This window comes from Streptomyces globosus, assembly GCF_003325375.1.
Taxonomy (GTDB): domain Bacteria; phylum Actinomycetota; class Actinomycetes; order Streptomycetales; family Streptomycetaceae; genus Streptomyces; species Streptomyces globosus_A.
This window is the reverse complement of sequence record NZ_CP030863.1, coordinates 71,516-86,114: the sequence shown is the minus strand read 5'-3', so window position 1 is coordinate 86,114 and position 14,599 is coordinate 71,516. Positions and strand designations below refer to the sequence as shown.

General features: G+C 69.1%; 18 protein-coding genes and 1 pseudogene. 11 read left to right on the top strand and 8 right to left on the bottom strand.

The annotated features are described in order from the left end of the window. Positions 1–606, bottom strand: coding sequence for a sigma-70 family RNA polymerase sigma factor (locus tag C0216_RS31070; RefSeq protein ID WP_114059101.1), 606 nt, complete (start codon positions 604–606; stop codon positions 1–3). Beyond that, positions 603–785: a hypothetical protein gene (locus tag C0216_RS31065; RefSeq protein WP_114059100.1), complete on the bottom strand. Its 183-nt coding sequence runs from the start codon at positions 783–785 to the stop codon at positions 603–605. The genes C0216_RS31070 and C0216_RS31065 overlap by 4 nt, the downstream gene beginning before the upstream one ends. A gap of 719 nt (positions 786–1,504) precedes the next feature. Here C0216_RS31065 and C0216_RS31060 point away from each other — a divergent pair. Continuing rightward, a complete protein-coding gene (locus C0216_RS31060; RefSeq protein ID WP_114059099.1) occupies positions 1,505–2,293 on the top strand; it encodes a TIGR04222 domain-containing membrane protein in 789 nt (262 codons plus the stop codon). A 176-nt stretch (positions 2,294–2,469) separates the two neighbouring features. Here C0216_RS31060 and C0216_RS31055 read toward each other — a convergent pair whose 3' ends face one another. Both C0216_RS31055 and C0216_RS31050 read right to left on the bottom strand, forming a co-directional pair. Continuing rightward, the gene (locus C0216_RS31055; protein ID WP_114059098.1) at positions 2,470–2,820 is read right to left on the bottom strand and encodes a DUF6233 domain-containing protein; all 351 of its coding nucleotides are present in this window, start codon (positions 2,818–2,820) and stop codon (positions 2,470–2,472) included. Positions 2,821–2,825: 5 nt separating this feature from the next. Continuing rightward, positions 2,826–3,194 (bottom strand): hypothetical protein, encoded by a 369-nt coding sequence (locus C0216_RS31050; RefSeq protein WP_114059097.1) that lies wholly within the window; start codon positions 3,192–3,194, stop codon positions 2,826–2,828. Positions 3,195–3,348: 154 nt separating this feature from the next. On the opposite strand from C0216_RS31050, the gene C0216_RS31045 reads away from it, so the two are divergent. Beyond that, complete coding sequence (locus C0216_RS31045) at positions 3,349–4,356, top strand: Ku protein (protein WP_246043004.1); 1,008 nt, start codon at positions 3,349–3,351, stop codon at positions 4,354–4,356. After that, entirely contained in the window at positions 4,353–5,372 is a 1,020-nt protein-coding gene (locus tag C0216_RS31040) for an ATP-dependent DNA ligase (protein ID WP_246043003.1), read from the top strand. Before C0216_RS31045 ends, C0216_RS31040 begins: the two co-directional genes overlap by 4 nt. A 143-nt stretch (positions 5,373–5,515) precedes the next feature. Here C0216_RS31040 and C0216_RS31035 read toward each other — a convergent pair whose 3' ends face one another. The 3 genes and pseudogenes from C0216_RS31035 to C0216_RS31025 all read right to left on the bottom strand — a co-directional run. Beyond that, a complete protein-coding gene (locus C0216_RS31035) occupies positions 5,516–6,112 on the bottom strand; it encodes an IclR family transcriptional regulator domain-containing protein (RefSeq protein ID WP_246043002.1) in 597 nt (198 codons plus the stop codon). Positions 6,113–6,700: 588 nt separating this feature from the next. Further along, on the bottom strand, positions 6,701–7,249 hold the full coding sequence (locus C0216_RS31030) for a hypothetical protein (RefSeq protein ID WP_162793354.1): 549 nt from the start codon (positions 7,247–7,249) through the stop codon (positions 6,701–6,703). A 418-nt stretch (positions 7,250–7,667) separates the two neighbouring features. Next, a pseudogene (locus tag C0216_RS31025) lies at positions 7,668–7,991 on the bottom strand (transposase); the annotation flags it as partial. Positions 7,992–7,993: 2 nt separating this feature from the next. Between C0216_RS31025 and C0216_RS31020 the strand changes: the two are divergent. From C0216_RS31020 to C0216_RS33690, 8 genes are all read left to right on the top strand, one after another. Further along, complete coding sequence (locus C0216_RS31020; RefSeq protein ID WP_114059093.1) at positions 7,994–8,617, top strand: hypothetical protein; 624 nt, start codon at positions 7,994–7,996, stop codon at positions 8,615–8,617. 43 nt (positions 8,618–8,660) lie between these two features. Continuing rightward, on the top strand, positions 8,661–9,431 hold the full coding sequence (locus C0216_RS31015) for a transposase (RefSeq protein WP_114059092.1): 771 nt from the start codon (positions 8,661–8,663) through the stop codon (positions 9,429–9,431). Positions 9,432–10,146: 715 nt separating this feature from the next. After that, positions 10,147–10,707 carry an RNA polymerase sigma factor gene (locus C0216_RS31005; protein WP_246043001.1) on the top strand — a complete coding sequence of 187 codons (561 nt, stop codon included), beginning with the start codon at positions 10,147–10,149 and terminating at the stop codon, positions 10,705–10,707. Further along, complete coding sequence (locus C0216_RS34825) at positions 10,707–11,447, top strand: hypothetical protein (protein WP_246043000.1); 741 nt, start codon at positions 10,707–10,709, stop codon at positions 11,445–11,447. The genes C0216_RS31005 and C0216_RS34825 overlap by 1 nt, the downstream gene beginning before the upstream one ends. Before the next feature lie 254 nt (positions 11,448–11,701). Continuing rightward, positions 11,702–11,980, top strand: a complete 279-nt coding sequence (locus C0216_RS30995; protein ID WP_162793353.1) for a hypothetical protein — start codon at positions 11,702–11,704, stop codon at positions 11,978–11,980. Between the two features lie 304 nt (positions 11,981–12,284). Further along, complete coding sequence (locus tag C0216_RS33695; RefSeq protein WP_162793352.1) at positions 12,285–12,425, top strand: hypothetical protein; 141 nt, start codon at positions 12,285–12,287, stop codon at positions 12,423–12,425. Positions 12,426–12,710: 285 nt separating this feature from the next. Continuing rightward, positions 12,711–13,616 carry a hypothetical protein gene (locus C0216_RS30990; RefSeq protein ID WP_114059089.1) on the top strand — a complete coding sequence of 302 codons (906 nt, stop codon included), beginning with the start codon at positions 12,711–12,713 and terminating at the stop codon, positions 13,614–13,616. After that, positions 13,613–13,909 (top strand): hypothetical protein, encoded by a 297-nt coding sequence (locus C0216_RS33690; RefSeq protein ID WP_162793351.1) that lies wholly within the window; start codon positions 13,613–13,615, stop codon positions 13,907–13,909. Before C0216_RS30990 ends, C0216_RS33690 begins: the two co-directional genes overlap by 4 nt. Here the strand turns inward: C0216_RS33690 and C0216_RS30985 are convergent. After that, a complete protein-coding gene (locus C0216_RS30985) occupies positions 13,836–14,594 on the bottom strand; it encodes a DciA family protein (protein ID WP_114059088.1) in 759 nt (252 codons plus the stop codon). The two genes, C0216_RS33690 and C0216_RS30985, sit on opposite strands and share 74 nt — an antisense overlap. Positions 14,595–14,599: the final 5 nt, after the last annotated feature.

The window sequence follows — 14,599 nt, the reverse complement described above, 5'->3', positions numbered from 1 at the left end:
TCACTCCTCATCTTCGATGCCCAGCTCGATGTCCAGGCCCATTTCCTTGGCGATCCTGCGGCGGGCACTGCAGCGCAGCGTGCGGACGGTGGCTGGCGTGACGCCCATCGTGTCGGCGGTCTGCTTGGTGGTGTACTTCAGGGCGTAGCACAGGACCATGACATCGAACTGCCGCTCCGGAAGCCGGTCCATCGCCGCATACAGACCGATGCTGTTCTCAAGCTCGTCCATCTGTGCCCGGAACTGTTCGCGGAAGTCGCGAAGGACTGCGCAGCTTGCCGCGCGGATGGCGCGGTCGAACGCCATCGTCTCGCTGGCAGCCGGCTCGCGCCCGCTGATGATGAGCTCGTCGGCGACCAGCAGCTTGTGCTGTGCCCACGCGTAGGCGGCCATGTTGGGCTGCATCGTCAGGTGCGCCCATATCGCGGCGAGGTGGACGAAGGTGGCGTGCACGGCGTCGGCGGCTTCCTTCTCGTCGCCGAGCAGCACCCGCGCGTACTCCAGGTAGGGCTTGTGATTGAGGGCGAGGAAGGCCCAGTAGGCGTTCGGCATGATCTGGCTGGGCTCACGTGTGCCGGCTGAGTCGGCGGGGGGCTGCTCCGTCACGACCGGCTCCCGTCGTCCAGCGCCTCGGGGCGAGCCGCTTCCCGCTGTTCGACCAGACTTGCTGCTCCCACTCGGACGCCGGCGCCCAGGAGCCGCCGCATCAGGGCCCGCGCGTCGGGAGCGAAGGCGCGTCCCGCGGCGGCCAGGGCCAGCGCCAGGCTGGCCACGTCGTGGTTCATCACAGGGTGGTGGTCCTATTCATCCTTGGAGGGAGTGAGTGCCGTTTCCCCGGGCGGCGCTCCGAGTGCGGTTGCTCTCGTAGAACAGCAAAGCGGGCGAGGTGCCACGTTCGTGGAGACGGCCGCCGACCAAATTTTTTCAGCACTCGGTTACCGGTCGGTCACTCAGAAGCCGTACGAGCGTTTGTCGTTGCCCTCAACCGAGGCACTCCGTCCCTTCTGAGCCCAAGCAGCCGGCGTTGACCTGCATAAATGGCACACTGCGCCCAGGTGCGCCTGCTCTTTGCTGAACGCAAGCCTTACAGCGGCCCCGCAGGGCGATGTGAGGCAGGACACATGCCGATGTGAGTGGTGCGCCTGTATGCGCCCCTCAGTGCGCCCGGCGCACTCAAGCCAAACCGACAGGAATACGCCAAACATGCCGTTCCACCGGATCGCTGTGGTCAGCCCGCGGACCGCCTCGGTGCGGCCCAGAGACCGAGATCGGCACCGACAATCGCCACGAGCGGCCCCCGGGTCCCGCGTACGAGAACCGGCATCACCGTTGAGCGGCCCCTTGAGTCGGCCCCAGTCGACGCCGACACACCACCGGCAACCATCCGGCCGGCAGCCGGGACCTGGTGCCAGTCGGGCGGACGGGGCGAGGCCAACCCGGAAGGGACGCTGGCGGAATCCACACCTCAGGGGCAGGCTGAGAGCCCCGAGGGGAGGAGGGCGCCGTGCTCGTCGTCAACGCCGTCTCGGCGGCAATGGCGTGGCTGCTGTTGCTGATTGCCGCCGCCCTGCGCCTTCGCCCGGGCGGGCGGCCGGACCGCGGCCCACTGGACCGGCTCTCCGCCGTCGAGATGGGGCTGCTGCGCGGCGGTGCGCGGGGCGCGGCCCAGTGCGGACTGGTCGAGCTGTACCTGGCCGAATCGGTCCAGGCTGGCTGGCGGCAGACGGTGGAACGCGATAAGCCCTGGCTGCCGGACAGCTGCTCCGAGGTGGCCCGCGCCCAGTTCAGCGTCCTGTACAAACCGCTCCACCCGCGCCGCCTCCAGGACATCGAGCGGGTACGCCGGGCCGTCCGCGGAGTATCGGAAGGGCTGGAGCGGGCGGGGCTGGTCGTTTCCCACAGGCGAGAGCGGGCCGTTCGGATCCTGCTGCTGCCGGTCTTCGCGGCCGCGCCGCTCGCCGCCGCCACGAGCGGGCAACAAGCGGCGTTGTACCTGGGGCTCGGGCTCCTCGCCGACGCGGCCGCGGTGGCCTTGTGGGTACGGCCCCGCCGCACCCTGCGTGGGGCCACACTGCTCACCCGGTTACGCCTCGACCATGCGGGAGTCCGCACGGCGACCCGGAACCAGTCAGACGAGCTCCTGCTGAGCATCGCCTTGTTCGGCGTATCAGCCCTCCGCGCCCAACTCCCTCGGTTCACAGAAGAGAGCGGCCTGCTGACCCACCCGCCGGGAAAGCCTTTGGACCGGGGCGGCGGAGGCTCAGGCGAAGCGTTCGTGAGCTGCGGTGGCTGAACCGTTCCTTGCGCATCAGACCGTGCGACGCCGGCCGCCCAAAGAGTGGGTCCCGGCCGGTCCTTCCTGGCCCAGCAGTAGGCCCGCCCCACCGCTCTGATGCTGTCCGTCATCTCGACCGGCAGCAGGGAGAACCGGCTGCGGCCTTGCCGGCCCCGTTCGACTGGCGACGACGATCAGCTGTCGAGGAGGCCGAGCTCGCTGTCAGGCCGGCACAGCGGGCACGCGATGACCGATGGCATGGTCCGCAGCACCTCCAGGGCCGACTCCCGAGTGGCCGCCCGGCCCCGACCGGTGATTCTGCAGGCGCCGGTGTGGACGCGGTCGGGCTGTCGGGTGGCACCGATGCCGTACTCGATCCACCAGTCCGGAGGTGCCGGGAGCGGCCGGCGGCGGGCCCGTTCTTCCTCCGCCGAGCGGACGATGTTGATCTTCTCGTCGACGCGGGCGAGGGTGAGCTCCAGCCAGCGGCGTATGACCAGGAGCTGGTCCAGGGCTGGCGGCAGGGGCAGGAGCGGTTCCGGCATGGCGGCTACGCCGCCTCGGCCGCTTCGGGGTTCTCGGGGGCTTCGGCGGGGCGGGCCTGCCGCTTCAGCAGCATGCGGGACGCCGCCATGTTCTCGGTGGGGACACTCTTCCAGTGCGGATGGTCGACGACGTCGCTCGACAGCTGCCGGATCTCGGCCCGCATCCGGTCGACCGTCTCTTTCTGCTCGGCGCTCCAGCCGGGGCTGTCGGGCACGTCCCCGCGGTGGGAGAACCGCTCGCCGCGGGCCCACCCCTTGATGGGCTCCACGCTCCAGGGCAGTGCGGCCAGGTAGGCGCGGTGCTCGGCTTGGGCGCGGTGGAGGCGTTCCTGGAGCTGGAGGAGGTCGTGGGGGAAGGCGGTCTCGTCGTTCACCCCTGAATCGTAATTCTGTTCGATTAGGGAAGGGAAGTCGGCGCTCCGGTTCGTGACCCGTTCGGCAGACCGGACCGGAGGCTGACAGATCGGATGGTTGCTGACCGGGTAGGCGCCGTGCACTGGATGAGGGGGACTGGAGGAGGTGGCTGCCGTGGCGCGTCCCGTCTGGGCCGGAAACCTGTCATTTGGGCTGGTCAGCCTGCCTGTGGGCCTCTACACGGCCACCGACAGGCACACGATCCACTTCCATCAGCTCCAGCGCGGCACCTCCGACCGGATCCGCAACCGCCGCGTCAATGAGAGGACCGGCGACGAGGTGGAGCTCGACGACATCGTGAAGGGGTTCGACACCGGTGAGGAGTACGTCCTGGTCGAGCCGGAGGAACTGGACGAGATCGCGCCGGGCCGCTCCCGCTCGCTGGAGATCGCCGGGTTCGTCGACCTGGCAGAGGTGGATCCGATCTTCTTCGACAAGACCTACTACCTCGGCCCGCGCGGCTTCGAGTACGGGAAGGTCTACAGCCTGCTGGAACAGGCACTGGCCAAGGCCGGAAAGGCCGGCATCGCCACCTTCGTGATGCGCCAGCACGAGTACCTCGTCGCCCTCAAATCCGAGAACGGCCTCCTCACCCTGCACACGCTGCACTGGGCGGACGAGATCCGCGACCCCAAGAAGGAGATCGACACCCTCCCGGGGAAGGCGAAGGCGTCCGAGAAGGAACTGAAGATGGCCGAGCAGCTCATCGCAGCGATGAGCATGACCTGGGGTCCCGACGAGTTCCACGACACGTTCCAGGAGAAGGTCGCCGCCCTGATTGAGGCGAAGAAGGCCGGCGAGACGGTGGAGAAGGCCGAGCCAGCGGCCGAGCCGACAGGTGTGGTCGACCTGATGGAGGCTCTGCGGGCCAGCGTCGAACGCGCCGGCAGCCCGAAGGGCACCGGCGGCAAGGCCACCACGTCCCGCAAGGCCGCCGTGTCCTCGAAGGCGGCCGCCAAGAACCCTCCCGGCAAGAAGCGGATCCGCTCCGCACCCAAGGAGGGCCTGAGTGAGCTGTCGAAGGCCGACCTCTACAAGAAGGCCGCCGCCGCCAACCTCCCCGGCCGCTCGCAGATGTCTCGCAGCGATCTCCTGCAGGCTCTGGCCGCGTCCCGGACATGACCTGGGTGGAGGTCGCGATGGTGCTGCGCCCGCCGGTGGAGCCGATGCTGGCGCAGGCCGTGGAGTCGGTGCCGAGCCCGGGCACGGTGGGCGAGCTCGCGTTCGAGCAGAAGTTTGACGGCTACCGGGCTCTGGCATTCACGGACGGCGGCCTGGTCCTTCAGACCCGGCAGGGCAAGTACATCCAGGACCGGTTTCCCGACCTTCTGGCCGCTGCCGAGCAGCTGCCCGACGGCCTGGTCCTCGATGGGGAGGTCGTCGCCTGGGACACCGCAGCCGGCCGCTTGTCCTTCGACGGGCTGCAACGCCGTGCCGGCGCCCGCGGCCGCACCGCCGCCGCGCTCACGACGTCCCTGCCCGCGTTCTTCATCGCCTTCGACATCCTGCAGCAGGACGGGACCGAACTGCTCCGCCAGCCCTACCGGCAGCGTCGCCTGCGACTGGAGAACCTCTTCGCCACGCACCGGCTCGCCGCGCCGTGGACGCTGTGCCCGATGACCACCGACCCGGTGAAGGCACAACAGTGGCTCGAGTCCTGGACCGAGGTATCGGGGTTGGAAGGCATCGTGGTCAAGCCCATGCACCAGCCCTACCGGCCAGGATACAGAGGCTGGTACAAACTCCGGCGCCGTGACACGACCGAGGCGATCATCGGCGCCATCGCCGGCACGTTGGTCCGACCACACCTTCTCCTGCTGGGCCGCAACGACCAAGCCGGACGCCTCCACCCCGTCGGACGAACTGCCCCCCTGCGCCCCGACGCGGCGCGCCTCGTCGCCGGCAGCCTGGCGGAAGCCGACCCGGAACATCCCTGGACGGGCATGCGGTTCGCCGCGGCCTGGGGCAGCCGGGACTTGCTGGAGGTGACCCTCGTTCGTCCCCAGCTCGTCGCGGAGATCAGCGCCGACACCGCAGTCGACCGCGGCGGCGTCTACCGCCACCCGGTCAGGCTCCGCCGACTCCGACTGGACATGACGCCCCAGGAAGTGCCCCTCTTCGGGACAGGGCCAGGGTGAGCCGCCAACTGAGCACGCCAGGGTCCCCCACACGCGGGGCCCGGCACGCGGACCCTCCAGACATCACCTGCAGGGTCGACGCGGGCGCCCTTGCGGGTAGCGCGCCCCGCGGCGGTGAGACCGCGGGACGGCTGCGCTCGAGCTCAGCGACGGCCTGCGGCCGGTCCGATTGACGTGCGAAGGTCCTCGCCGGCGACCAAGAGGGCGAGGACGACGGCGACGGCTTCGTTGCGCAGGACGCGCGCTGCTTGCTGAAGGCGGTCCGGGTCCGGGGTGGGCAGGGACAGCGCTACGCATTGGGGTTCGGAGCCGGTGCCGATGGGGACGGCGGCGCAGACCGTGCCGAGGGTGTACTCCTGCAGGTCGAGCAGGGGCTGGCCGGGGCCGCGGTCGTCGAGTTCGTCGAAGAGGATCTCTCTGCTGGTGATGGTGTGGGGGGTGAACCGCTCCATGCGGTAGCGGTTGAGGTGGTCGAGGCGTTCGGTGGGTCCGAGCTGGGCCAGGAGGGCTTTGCCGACGGCGGAGGCGTGGGCGGCTTCGCGGAAGTCGACCCACTCGTGCACGACCGGGGTGCGGGGGCCGTCGGCGTACTGGGTGATGGAGACCTCGCCGTCGGTGTAGCTGGCGACGTAGACGGCCGCTCCGACCGCGTCGCGCAGGTATCCGAGAGTGTCGCGGAGCTCGCCCATGCGGTCGCGGTCGGCGGCCGCGAGCTGCAAGGCGGATCCGGCGGTGCACACACCAGGGATGATCGGGGCGGCGAGCTGGGCACGGACGAGTTGCTGGTGTGGCGGTGGACGACTTCGAGGACACGGAGGGCCTGGTGGGCTGCGTCCAGGCTGGAGCAGGCCGGTTCGCCGGGGAAGTCCGGCTAGTGCTGTGGCCGGGAAGGTCTAGCTCAGAACAGTCGACGATGAACGGGGAGGATCTTATTGGATGGCAGCAAGCACCACGGCTGCCAGGGCAGCGAACAAACCAAGGTGAGAGAGAACAAGAAAAGCCCATTCCACGGCGCCCGTGCGCCATCGGTTACGGGCGACCGTCCGCCACGCGTGCACGGTGGCGGCAACGGCAAGAGCCAGCAACGGAACCCACAGCAGAGCCCACCAAGACCAGATGTCAACAAAGCGGAGAACAGCGCCCACAGCTCCGACGAAGATGGCCACGAGTGGCCATCCAGGCTTTTGCTGCTCTTCGGTGGACTGCGGTGCGGCTGAAGGACGGTTCACGTCTCGTGATCCTCTCGGTTTCACGCACGGCCAAGTGCTGACGGGGCGTGCCGCAGCCACGGCTGCGGCACGCCCCCTTTGGTCAGAGCTCAGCGCTCGTCACTGGAAGAGCTCCCAAATGGTGTAGAGGTTGCCGGCCACGCCGGCAGCCTGAAGTGGGGCCTTCCAGTACCAGGACAGGCCGTTGTACCACGCCTGGAAGGCACTGAAGTTCTTGCCGACGGCGTTGAAGAAGCCCGGCACCTTCTTGAGCAGGTTGATCAGCGGATCAAGCTTTCCGGCGGTGGCGCTCTCGCCGTTGGCGATGGCCTCAAGCTCAGCCCGCTCGACGGCGGTCTTCTCTATGGGAGCGCTCAGCAGGGCAGCGGCCAGCGAGCGGATCGCCTGCTGCTCCTGAGCTGTCACCGTGGCGGCCGGGGCGGGCGCCGCACTGCTGGCCTGTGCAGCGGTGCCGCCGAGCCCCAGAGCCAGTGCCGCAAGTACAGCGACGCCGCTGATGCGCAACGTGTTCCGATTCACGTATTCTTCCTTCGTGTCATGCACAAAGGGGTGCGGAATCAGGTGCCTGTTCGTGGAGCCGTCGGCTTGGACACTCTCGGCCCACAAACCGCGCCTGGCTCCGCCCCCCGTGCGAATGGCCTTGGTCACGCGACACGTTGACCTGATCAGGGCCAGCCCGGCGCGTGTTTCATGAACGTAACTCAGCTCTCCGATCTGACCCAAGGGCTTTCGACGTGAATCCGGCAGCAAGGCGCGTTTCGGCCACATAGCGCAGTTCGGGGCGCTTCTTGTTTCATCCCCCAATATGGCTCTCACCAGCATCTTGCTTCGGATCTCGGCGATACCGCACCCGTCGAAGGGTTCTGCAGACGGCTTGATCTGTCGAAGTTGATGGCGTGTCGGCCATTGGCGCATACCCGCCAGACCCAGGAGCTCACCGCAAGCGGCGTGGCCGCGGGTGCGCAGTGCAGGATCCGGGCCCGCAGCTCGGACCGCGCACGTACGCCCAGTACGCGCCGCATGCCACCAGGCCACAGCGCAACCAGTCGGTCTCGCCTTAGAACTCCTAACACAATGAGTTGATCTGGCGATGGGTGATCAGGCAGCAGGCGAGCTTGAGGAAGGCTTCGTGGATGTCGGCCCGTCGTTCGCAGCGGACGCGGAGTCGTTTGAAGCCGTGGAGCCAGGCGAAGGTGCGTTCGACCACCCATCGGTAGACGCCCAGGCCGCTGCCGTGGGGTGTGCCGCGCCGGGCGATGACGGGGAGGATCCGGCGGGCCCGTACCTGGTCGCGGTAGAGGTCGTGGTCGTAGCCTCGGTCGGCGAAGACCGACTGGGGCTTTCGGCGGGGCCGTCCGGGCCTGCCGCGGATGGGCGGGATGGGATCGAGGGGTGCTGATCAAGGGATACGACGTCGGCCCGTTGGTGCCGGGCGAGTCACTGCTGGTCCACCCGGGCTTCTGGTCGAACTACCTCCTGTCGATGTGCAGCGACGGGGGGTGTCCCGAGCGCCCGGTTCCAGAGTGGTTCGGCGAGGACGGCGCCGATGTCGATGCCCTGTCCGAGGTCCTCTTCGATCCTGGGCGCTGGCCAGCGTTCAGGGTGCCGGCAGAAGACGGCCCCGGAGCCGTGGTGATCTGCCGCAACCTGGATGGCGATTACGGCACCGACTACCTCCTCACCCATCCAGGCAGAAGCTACGCCGAGCAGATCGCCAGCTGGGACGGAGATTTCTCGGGCACTGGGTTGATATGGCACGAACTGATCCGGATCGCTGACAGTCCGTCGCTTGCGGACGAAGGCGTCCAGGACACGGCCACCCGCTTCCTGCTGCTGCTTCCCCTCCTCACCGACCCGGACGTGCCGGAAACAGCATCAGCAAGGCTTATCGCCGCCCTGACCGCAGTCGGCGCGCCGCAAGACACTGCCTCCATCGCGGCGGAGCACCTCCTGGCCCACCTCACGAGGAGATCCCGACACGACCCCACGTGGGAGTCTCCGCTGAGCGGCAGCTGAGAGGTGGGCCGAGCCGCCAGCCACGCCATGAAACGATCTTGGTATGGCTGGTGTGATCACGGCGTCGGAAGCTTCCTGGATAGCCCCGTTCTCCGGGCTGAGCCCTCGCGCTTTCGGGAAGCTGGTAACGGTTCTGCGGCGCCAGGGTGCGGACGCGGTCCGCAAGGGCCGGCCGTGGAGCCTTCCGCTGGGGGATCGTGCCCTGCTGGTCGCGGCCTACTGGCGAACGAACCTCACAATGCGGCAACTCGCTCCGCTGTTCGGGGTGTCGAAGTCGGCGGCGGACCGGATCATCGACCACCTCGGGCCGATGCTCGCGCTCCAGCCCCGCAAACGGTTCGCCAAGGACACCGTGCTCATCGTCGACGGCACCCTGGTCCCCACCCGCGACCACACCATCGCCGAGCGGTCGAAGAACTACCGGTACTCCACCAACCACCAGATCGTGATCGACGCCGACACCCGCCTGGTCGTCGTGGTCGGCCAGCCGCTCGCCGGGAACCGCAACGACTGCAAGGCATGGGAGGAATCCGGCGCCAAAGCCGCCGTCGGGAAGACCACCACGATCGCCGACGGCGGCTACCCGGGCACCGGATTGGTCATCCCGCACCGTCGGCAGCGCGGCCAGACCGAACTCCCGGACTGGAAAGAGGACCACAATAGGTCCCACAAGCACGTCCGCGCCCGGGTCGAGCACGTCTTCGCCCGTATGAAGACCTGGAAGATCCTCCGCGACTGCCGCCTCAAAGGCGACGGCGTCCACCAGGCCATGCTCGGCATCGCCCGCATGCACAACCTCGCCCTCGTCGGATAGACCAGCGGGCCGCACCGCAGCCGACCATGCCTGAGACGACTCGGAGATCATTTACGGGACAGCCCTTAGGAGCGACCGCGACCAACGCGTTCGCCACCCTCGAGATGAGGGGGCGAGCCAGCCTGGCTGGCCCATCCACCCGCCGGCCGTCCGATCCCGCCGCCCACCCGACCTGGACCAGCCGAGGGTGTGCGATGGGCTTTGCCCTTGGTCTGGTTATGTGCGCCCCCTGTGCGCCGGGTGGCGCGCTGTGGCGCTGAAACCCGCGCACTCTGTGATGTGCATCACGGCGTGTCGGGGTTGTTGCTGGTGAGGGCGTCGCCGCGATTGCGAGCCTTGCGATTCGGCGAGAACGGTTGTCCTGCGGTTAACCCGAGCGCATGTCCGTGTCGGTGTGTGGTTGTGGGGGCACGCAGAGTGTCTCCCGCTCGGGTCGCGAAGACGCGCCCGAGGCCCGACAGCACACGTAAGGAGGGTCCGTGGGGCACCAGTTGGCCCGGTACACGCTCGCACAGGCGAGCGCCTACCGGATGACCGCCGCGAGCACGGGCGCCGACGCGCGCCCGATAGCACGCACCGCCTCGCAGGCCAGGGCAGTACGTCCGACTACCGCGCCGCGCGCCACCGCACGGCGGACCAACTACCGGCGCCCCGATGGCGGAGCCGGATTCCACGACGCGGCCGCGGGGTCGCCGAACGATCTGGAGGGGGAACGGTGACCGATTCGTCGTGGGAGAACGAGCTGACGAAGCCCGACCCGGTGGCCTTTCCGGCCTCCTTCGAGGCTTTCCTCGCCCAGTACGAGGGCGACTTCCTCCGCATCGCCTACTCCCGGCTGCGCAACGTCCAAGACGCCGAGGACGCGGTCATGGAGGCCGCCTACCAGATGTACCGCAAGTGGGATCGCATTTTGGCGCACTCCAACCCGCGGGCCATGGCCTACAGGATGCTGAAGAACTCGCTGACCGATTTCTACCGGCGCCGGGCCCGCGAGGCCCGCCGCGAAGAGGCCGCCCGGTCGGACCCTCCCACGGCCGACGACCTGATGGAGATGGGCCAGTACGACTTGCTGGACGCGGCCATGGACCAGCTGGAGGCAACAGCATTCCTGCAGGCCAACTGCGTGCGGCTTCGGCACATGGCGGGCCTGGCGTACGACGACGTCGCGCAGTACCTGGACATCACTCCAGGCGCCGCGAAGACGAACGTGTCCCTCGGCTTGGCGAAGCTGCGGGACCTCATGAACCTCCCTGAGGCGGGGAAAGGGGACTCCTGATGTTGGAAGAGATGCTGCGAGCCGACGCGCAGGCTCTCCACGGCCACTACGACGAACGCGAACCCGGAGGACTCCTGCACCGCCTGGCGGTCCGAATCCGCGAAGAAGCCCAGCGGCCCCCGCGGGTATGCCACGCCCAGCCGGCCGAGGACGGCGCGTCGGCACACGCCGACGCGCCCGCCCCGCGGCTGCAGGTCTCCGCGCCCGCACAGACCCCGCCCGCGCATACCCGCGGCCAGACCTCCGTACGGCCCCGGCCCCGCCGGACGGTCCGCCGGCGGCCGACCCCGATGATCGTGCCAGACCCCTCAGTGGCCCCGGCCGCCGTACTGGCGCACGTGCGCGCCCTGTGCGAGGTGGTCCTGCGCTCCGAGGACGTGGAGCGGCTGGCCGACTTCCAGGACACCTTCGACCAGGCCGGCGCGCGGACCTACGCCTGCCTCCTCTACACCCTCGGCAAGCGGGACAGCGCCCTGTACTGGTGGCGCTTCGCGGCCGGTGCGGGCGACCCCCTCGCAGCCCATCTCCTTGCCGCCCACCATGCGGCAGTCGGGCTGACCCCCGACGCCCGTGTGTGGCGGGCCTTCGCCCAGATGCTCGGCTTCACGCTCGACGAGCACCTCCCGAAGCCCGTGCACACCGAGACCGCCCTGGCCGAAGCCTTCGCCAGCGAAATCCCCTGGGACAACGCCCGCGGCGCCTTCCTCTCAGGCTTCCCGCGAGACCTCGCCACACGCTGACACCCCGGCCCCACACCTGGGTGGTCCCGACTCCCCCTGTTGAGCCAGGACCACCCAGACCGGACCGTGGCCGCCCTCCCCGGCCGCCGCTGGCCGACCTGCGCCGCCGACACGCCCCTGCGCCTCGCCCCATCCTCCGGCGGCCCGTAACTGCGGCACCCCGCGGACGAGCCGCACAGGCGACATCCCCCTGCTGCAGCCGCACACCCACTCATCGCATGCGATCACGCATGCCCGAAACCGGAAGATCCACCATGACGCTTCCCGCCCCATCCCCCGGACAGCAGCACACCCCCGCGGAACGGGCCCAGACGCCTGATGCTGCTCCCAGGCGGCCCTCGCTGGTGTGGGCCTTCCTGATCCTGGTCTTCGTCTTGGTCCTCCTGCTCCTCGGAGCCGGCCTGGTGTACCTGACCGCTGTGCACCCTTCGCTCGCCGCACCGCTGACCGCGGCAGCCGCGGGCATCACGGTCGTCTTCACCACCGCAACCGTGGCCATCGCCGCTATCTCCACGTCCTCGAAGCGACATTGATCGGTTCTGCTGGTTTTCCTCGCTCAGGAGCTGGCTCGCCTGGGCTTCCTGGTCAACTGCCGCCCCTGTTAGGGCGAGATCGGCTGGACGACGGGCGCCCGCACCGCGCTCCACCATGCGGCGGTTGCGACACCCGGGGGGAAATCGACGCTCGGATGCTGGATGGCCGCGTTAGCCTTTTCGGGACTCAGCCCCGCGGCGCACAGCCCGGTCCACTGTCGGCGATGACATCGGCGATCTGTCGTGGCTTTCGGCCGCGGATCCGAGCCTCGGTGGCCTTCTCGGCCCGTCCCTGTGCCTCAATATGGTGCTCCCCACGAGGGACGGGCACGTCCTGCACCGGTTCCCCTACGCCGAGCAACTTCTGTCCCTCAGCCCCGAGGGCTGGGCCTGGGTCGCCCCCGACTGGAGTCGGCCCCCGCAGCACAACCCGGCGTCGAGCTGACGGCTGCCGCCGAGCCCCGTGAGCGCGTCGCCGCTGGCGCACATCCGATCGGCGGGCCTGCCAGGCGCTGGAGTACGGCTCGCGGTGTAACCAGAACGGCTTCTGTCCACGCAGCTGCGACTCGGCCGCGGGGGCCCTCCCATTCCCAACGAGTGGAGAGCAGTTGAAATGACATAAGGATATTTGTTACTTTTACTCCTTATTGGTGAAGCTTGAGATAGATATGCCCTGAGTGAACGTTCTACCGCCCTTTGGCTGTCAGTAGCGGGGCGGACCATCGGCGGCATGACCACCAACCTTTGGGTCGAGCCCGGTGCCGGCGAGCGGGCCCCCTTCAGGCCCGACCAGCTCAAACGCGCGAAAGCGGCCGCGGCCCAGGACCTCGCCTCCGGCCGTAGCCAGATCGCCGCGAAGTTCGAACTCGGCGACGTGTGCGCCGAGATCACGGAGGAGTCCGACCAGTGCGCAGCTGACGCCCTGGCGCCGCTCGCCAACGAGCTGAAGTACTCGACTGACACGCTCGTACGCTACTTGCGGGTAACCAAAACGGCTGGGCAGCCGCTCCGGAGCCGGCTCGCCACGTCGTCCGTGCATGTCACGTGGGAGACGCTCAAAGCCGCATGCGTCGTCAATGACGCGGATCGCAGCTACAGGGTCGATGTGCTGTTGAACCGGCTGGGTGCGGCGGAGCGGATGGGGCTCGCCTGCCTCGATGAGGAGGACTACCGCAAGGCGGTCGGATTGGGAGTCGGTGCAGCCTCGCAGGCAGAGGAGGGGAAGGGGCCGGCGGCGTCGGCCGTGGACCTCGATGCGGCGTTGGGTGCGGTCGCGCAGGCCATCGCCGAGGATCCTGCGCAGCAAGAGAGGTTCGTCCAGGCCCTGGTTCAGGAGGGGGGGCTGGAGGTACTGGAGACCGTGTCCGCCGGGCTGCGTAAAGCGCGGGTGCAGGAGCGGCAGTGGGAGCGGAACGAGTACGAGGAGCCGGCCTCCGAGCAGGAGCAGCTCCTGCAGGCGTTCCTGCGGGTCTCGAAGGCCCTGGAGAAGCCGTTGGGGTACGAACCGGCCGATGTGGTTGCGGCGTTGCCCCTGGAGCAGTTCGAGGCCGTCGACCGGATGTGCCGGTCGGTGGGTGAGTGGCACATGAAGCTCCTCGCGGCCGCGGGGACGACTACGGAGGAGAAGGTCGCGTGAGCTTTCACGTCATCGAGCACGACAGCGTCCACTACGTCGGGCCGTCGGAGTACGACAAGGCGGACCAGAAGGAGGCGCTGGTCCTCTTCCAGCAGGTGGCCCGGGCGTTCACCGAGCACCCCGAGGACCCGGTGGGCCAGGTCGGCTACCTGATGGAGTGCATCTGCTTCCCCTCCCAGCGCTCTGCGCCCTGGGCGCAGGAGGAGATGCGGGTGCACCTCAAGGACCGGCTTCGATCGGGGCCGGAGCATCGTCCGGAACGACGGCGGGCTCGGGGAACGCGCGGCGGCTGAGTTCGCGCATTGCCTGGTTCTGCCGCTCGATCGCCTGGGTGTCGCCCGAGCTGACGTGCTGGATGCGCGGGACGGCCTGGTGGGCGGCGAGCGCGCGGTGGAACCCTGGCGTGGCCATGTCGCGGGTCTTCACCGGGGCCTCGGCCGCGGCCGCCGCCGTCGGAGCCGCGACCGCCTCACGAGGTGCCGGGGCCGTCGCGCTGCCCACGGCCAGGACCCGGAGGGTGCGGACCGCCTGGGTGCCGGCCGCGTCGTTCGCCGCGGCGACGATGCGGGAGCCGATCAGGCGCAGCTGCGTTGCGTACGCGGGCGAGTCCGGGCGCAGGTCCAGCTGGCCGGTCTCCGCGTGGAAGGCGACCGCCGTCACGTGCGCGGCCAGCTTCGGGGAGAGCGCGGCCGCGATGTTGGGCCACTGGTCCAGGATGCTTCCGCCGGCGGCCGGGATGTCCCAGGCCCGGTCGGCCATCAGGCCCTGGAGTACGGCGGCGAACCCGGTCGGCTCCCGGCCGTCGCGCCGCACCGTCGTGCTGGTCCGGCGCTTTGCCTTGCGGGTGCCGCCCTCGCCGCGGGCCTTGGCGGCCTCGCGCGCCTGGTGCAGCGCGACTCGGGCCAGGTCGACGCCGGACAGCTCCGGGGCCGGCTGCTCGCTGCTGCTGTTGGTGGTGGGGTTCAGGGTCTCGGTCATCATGG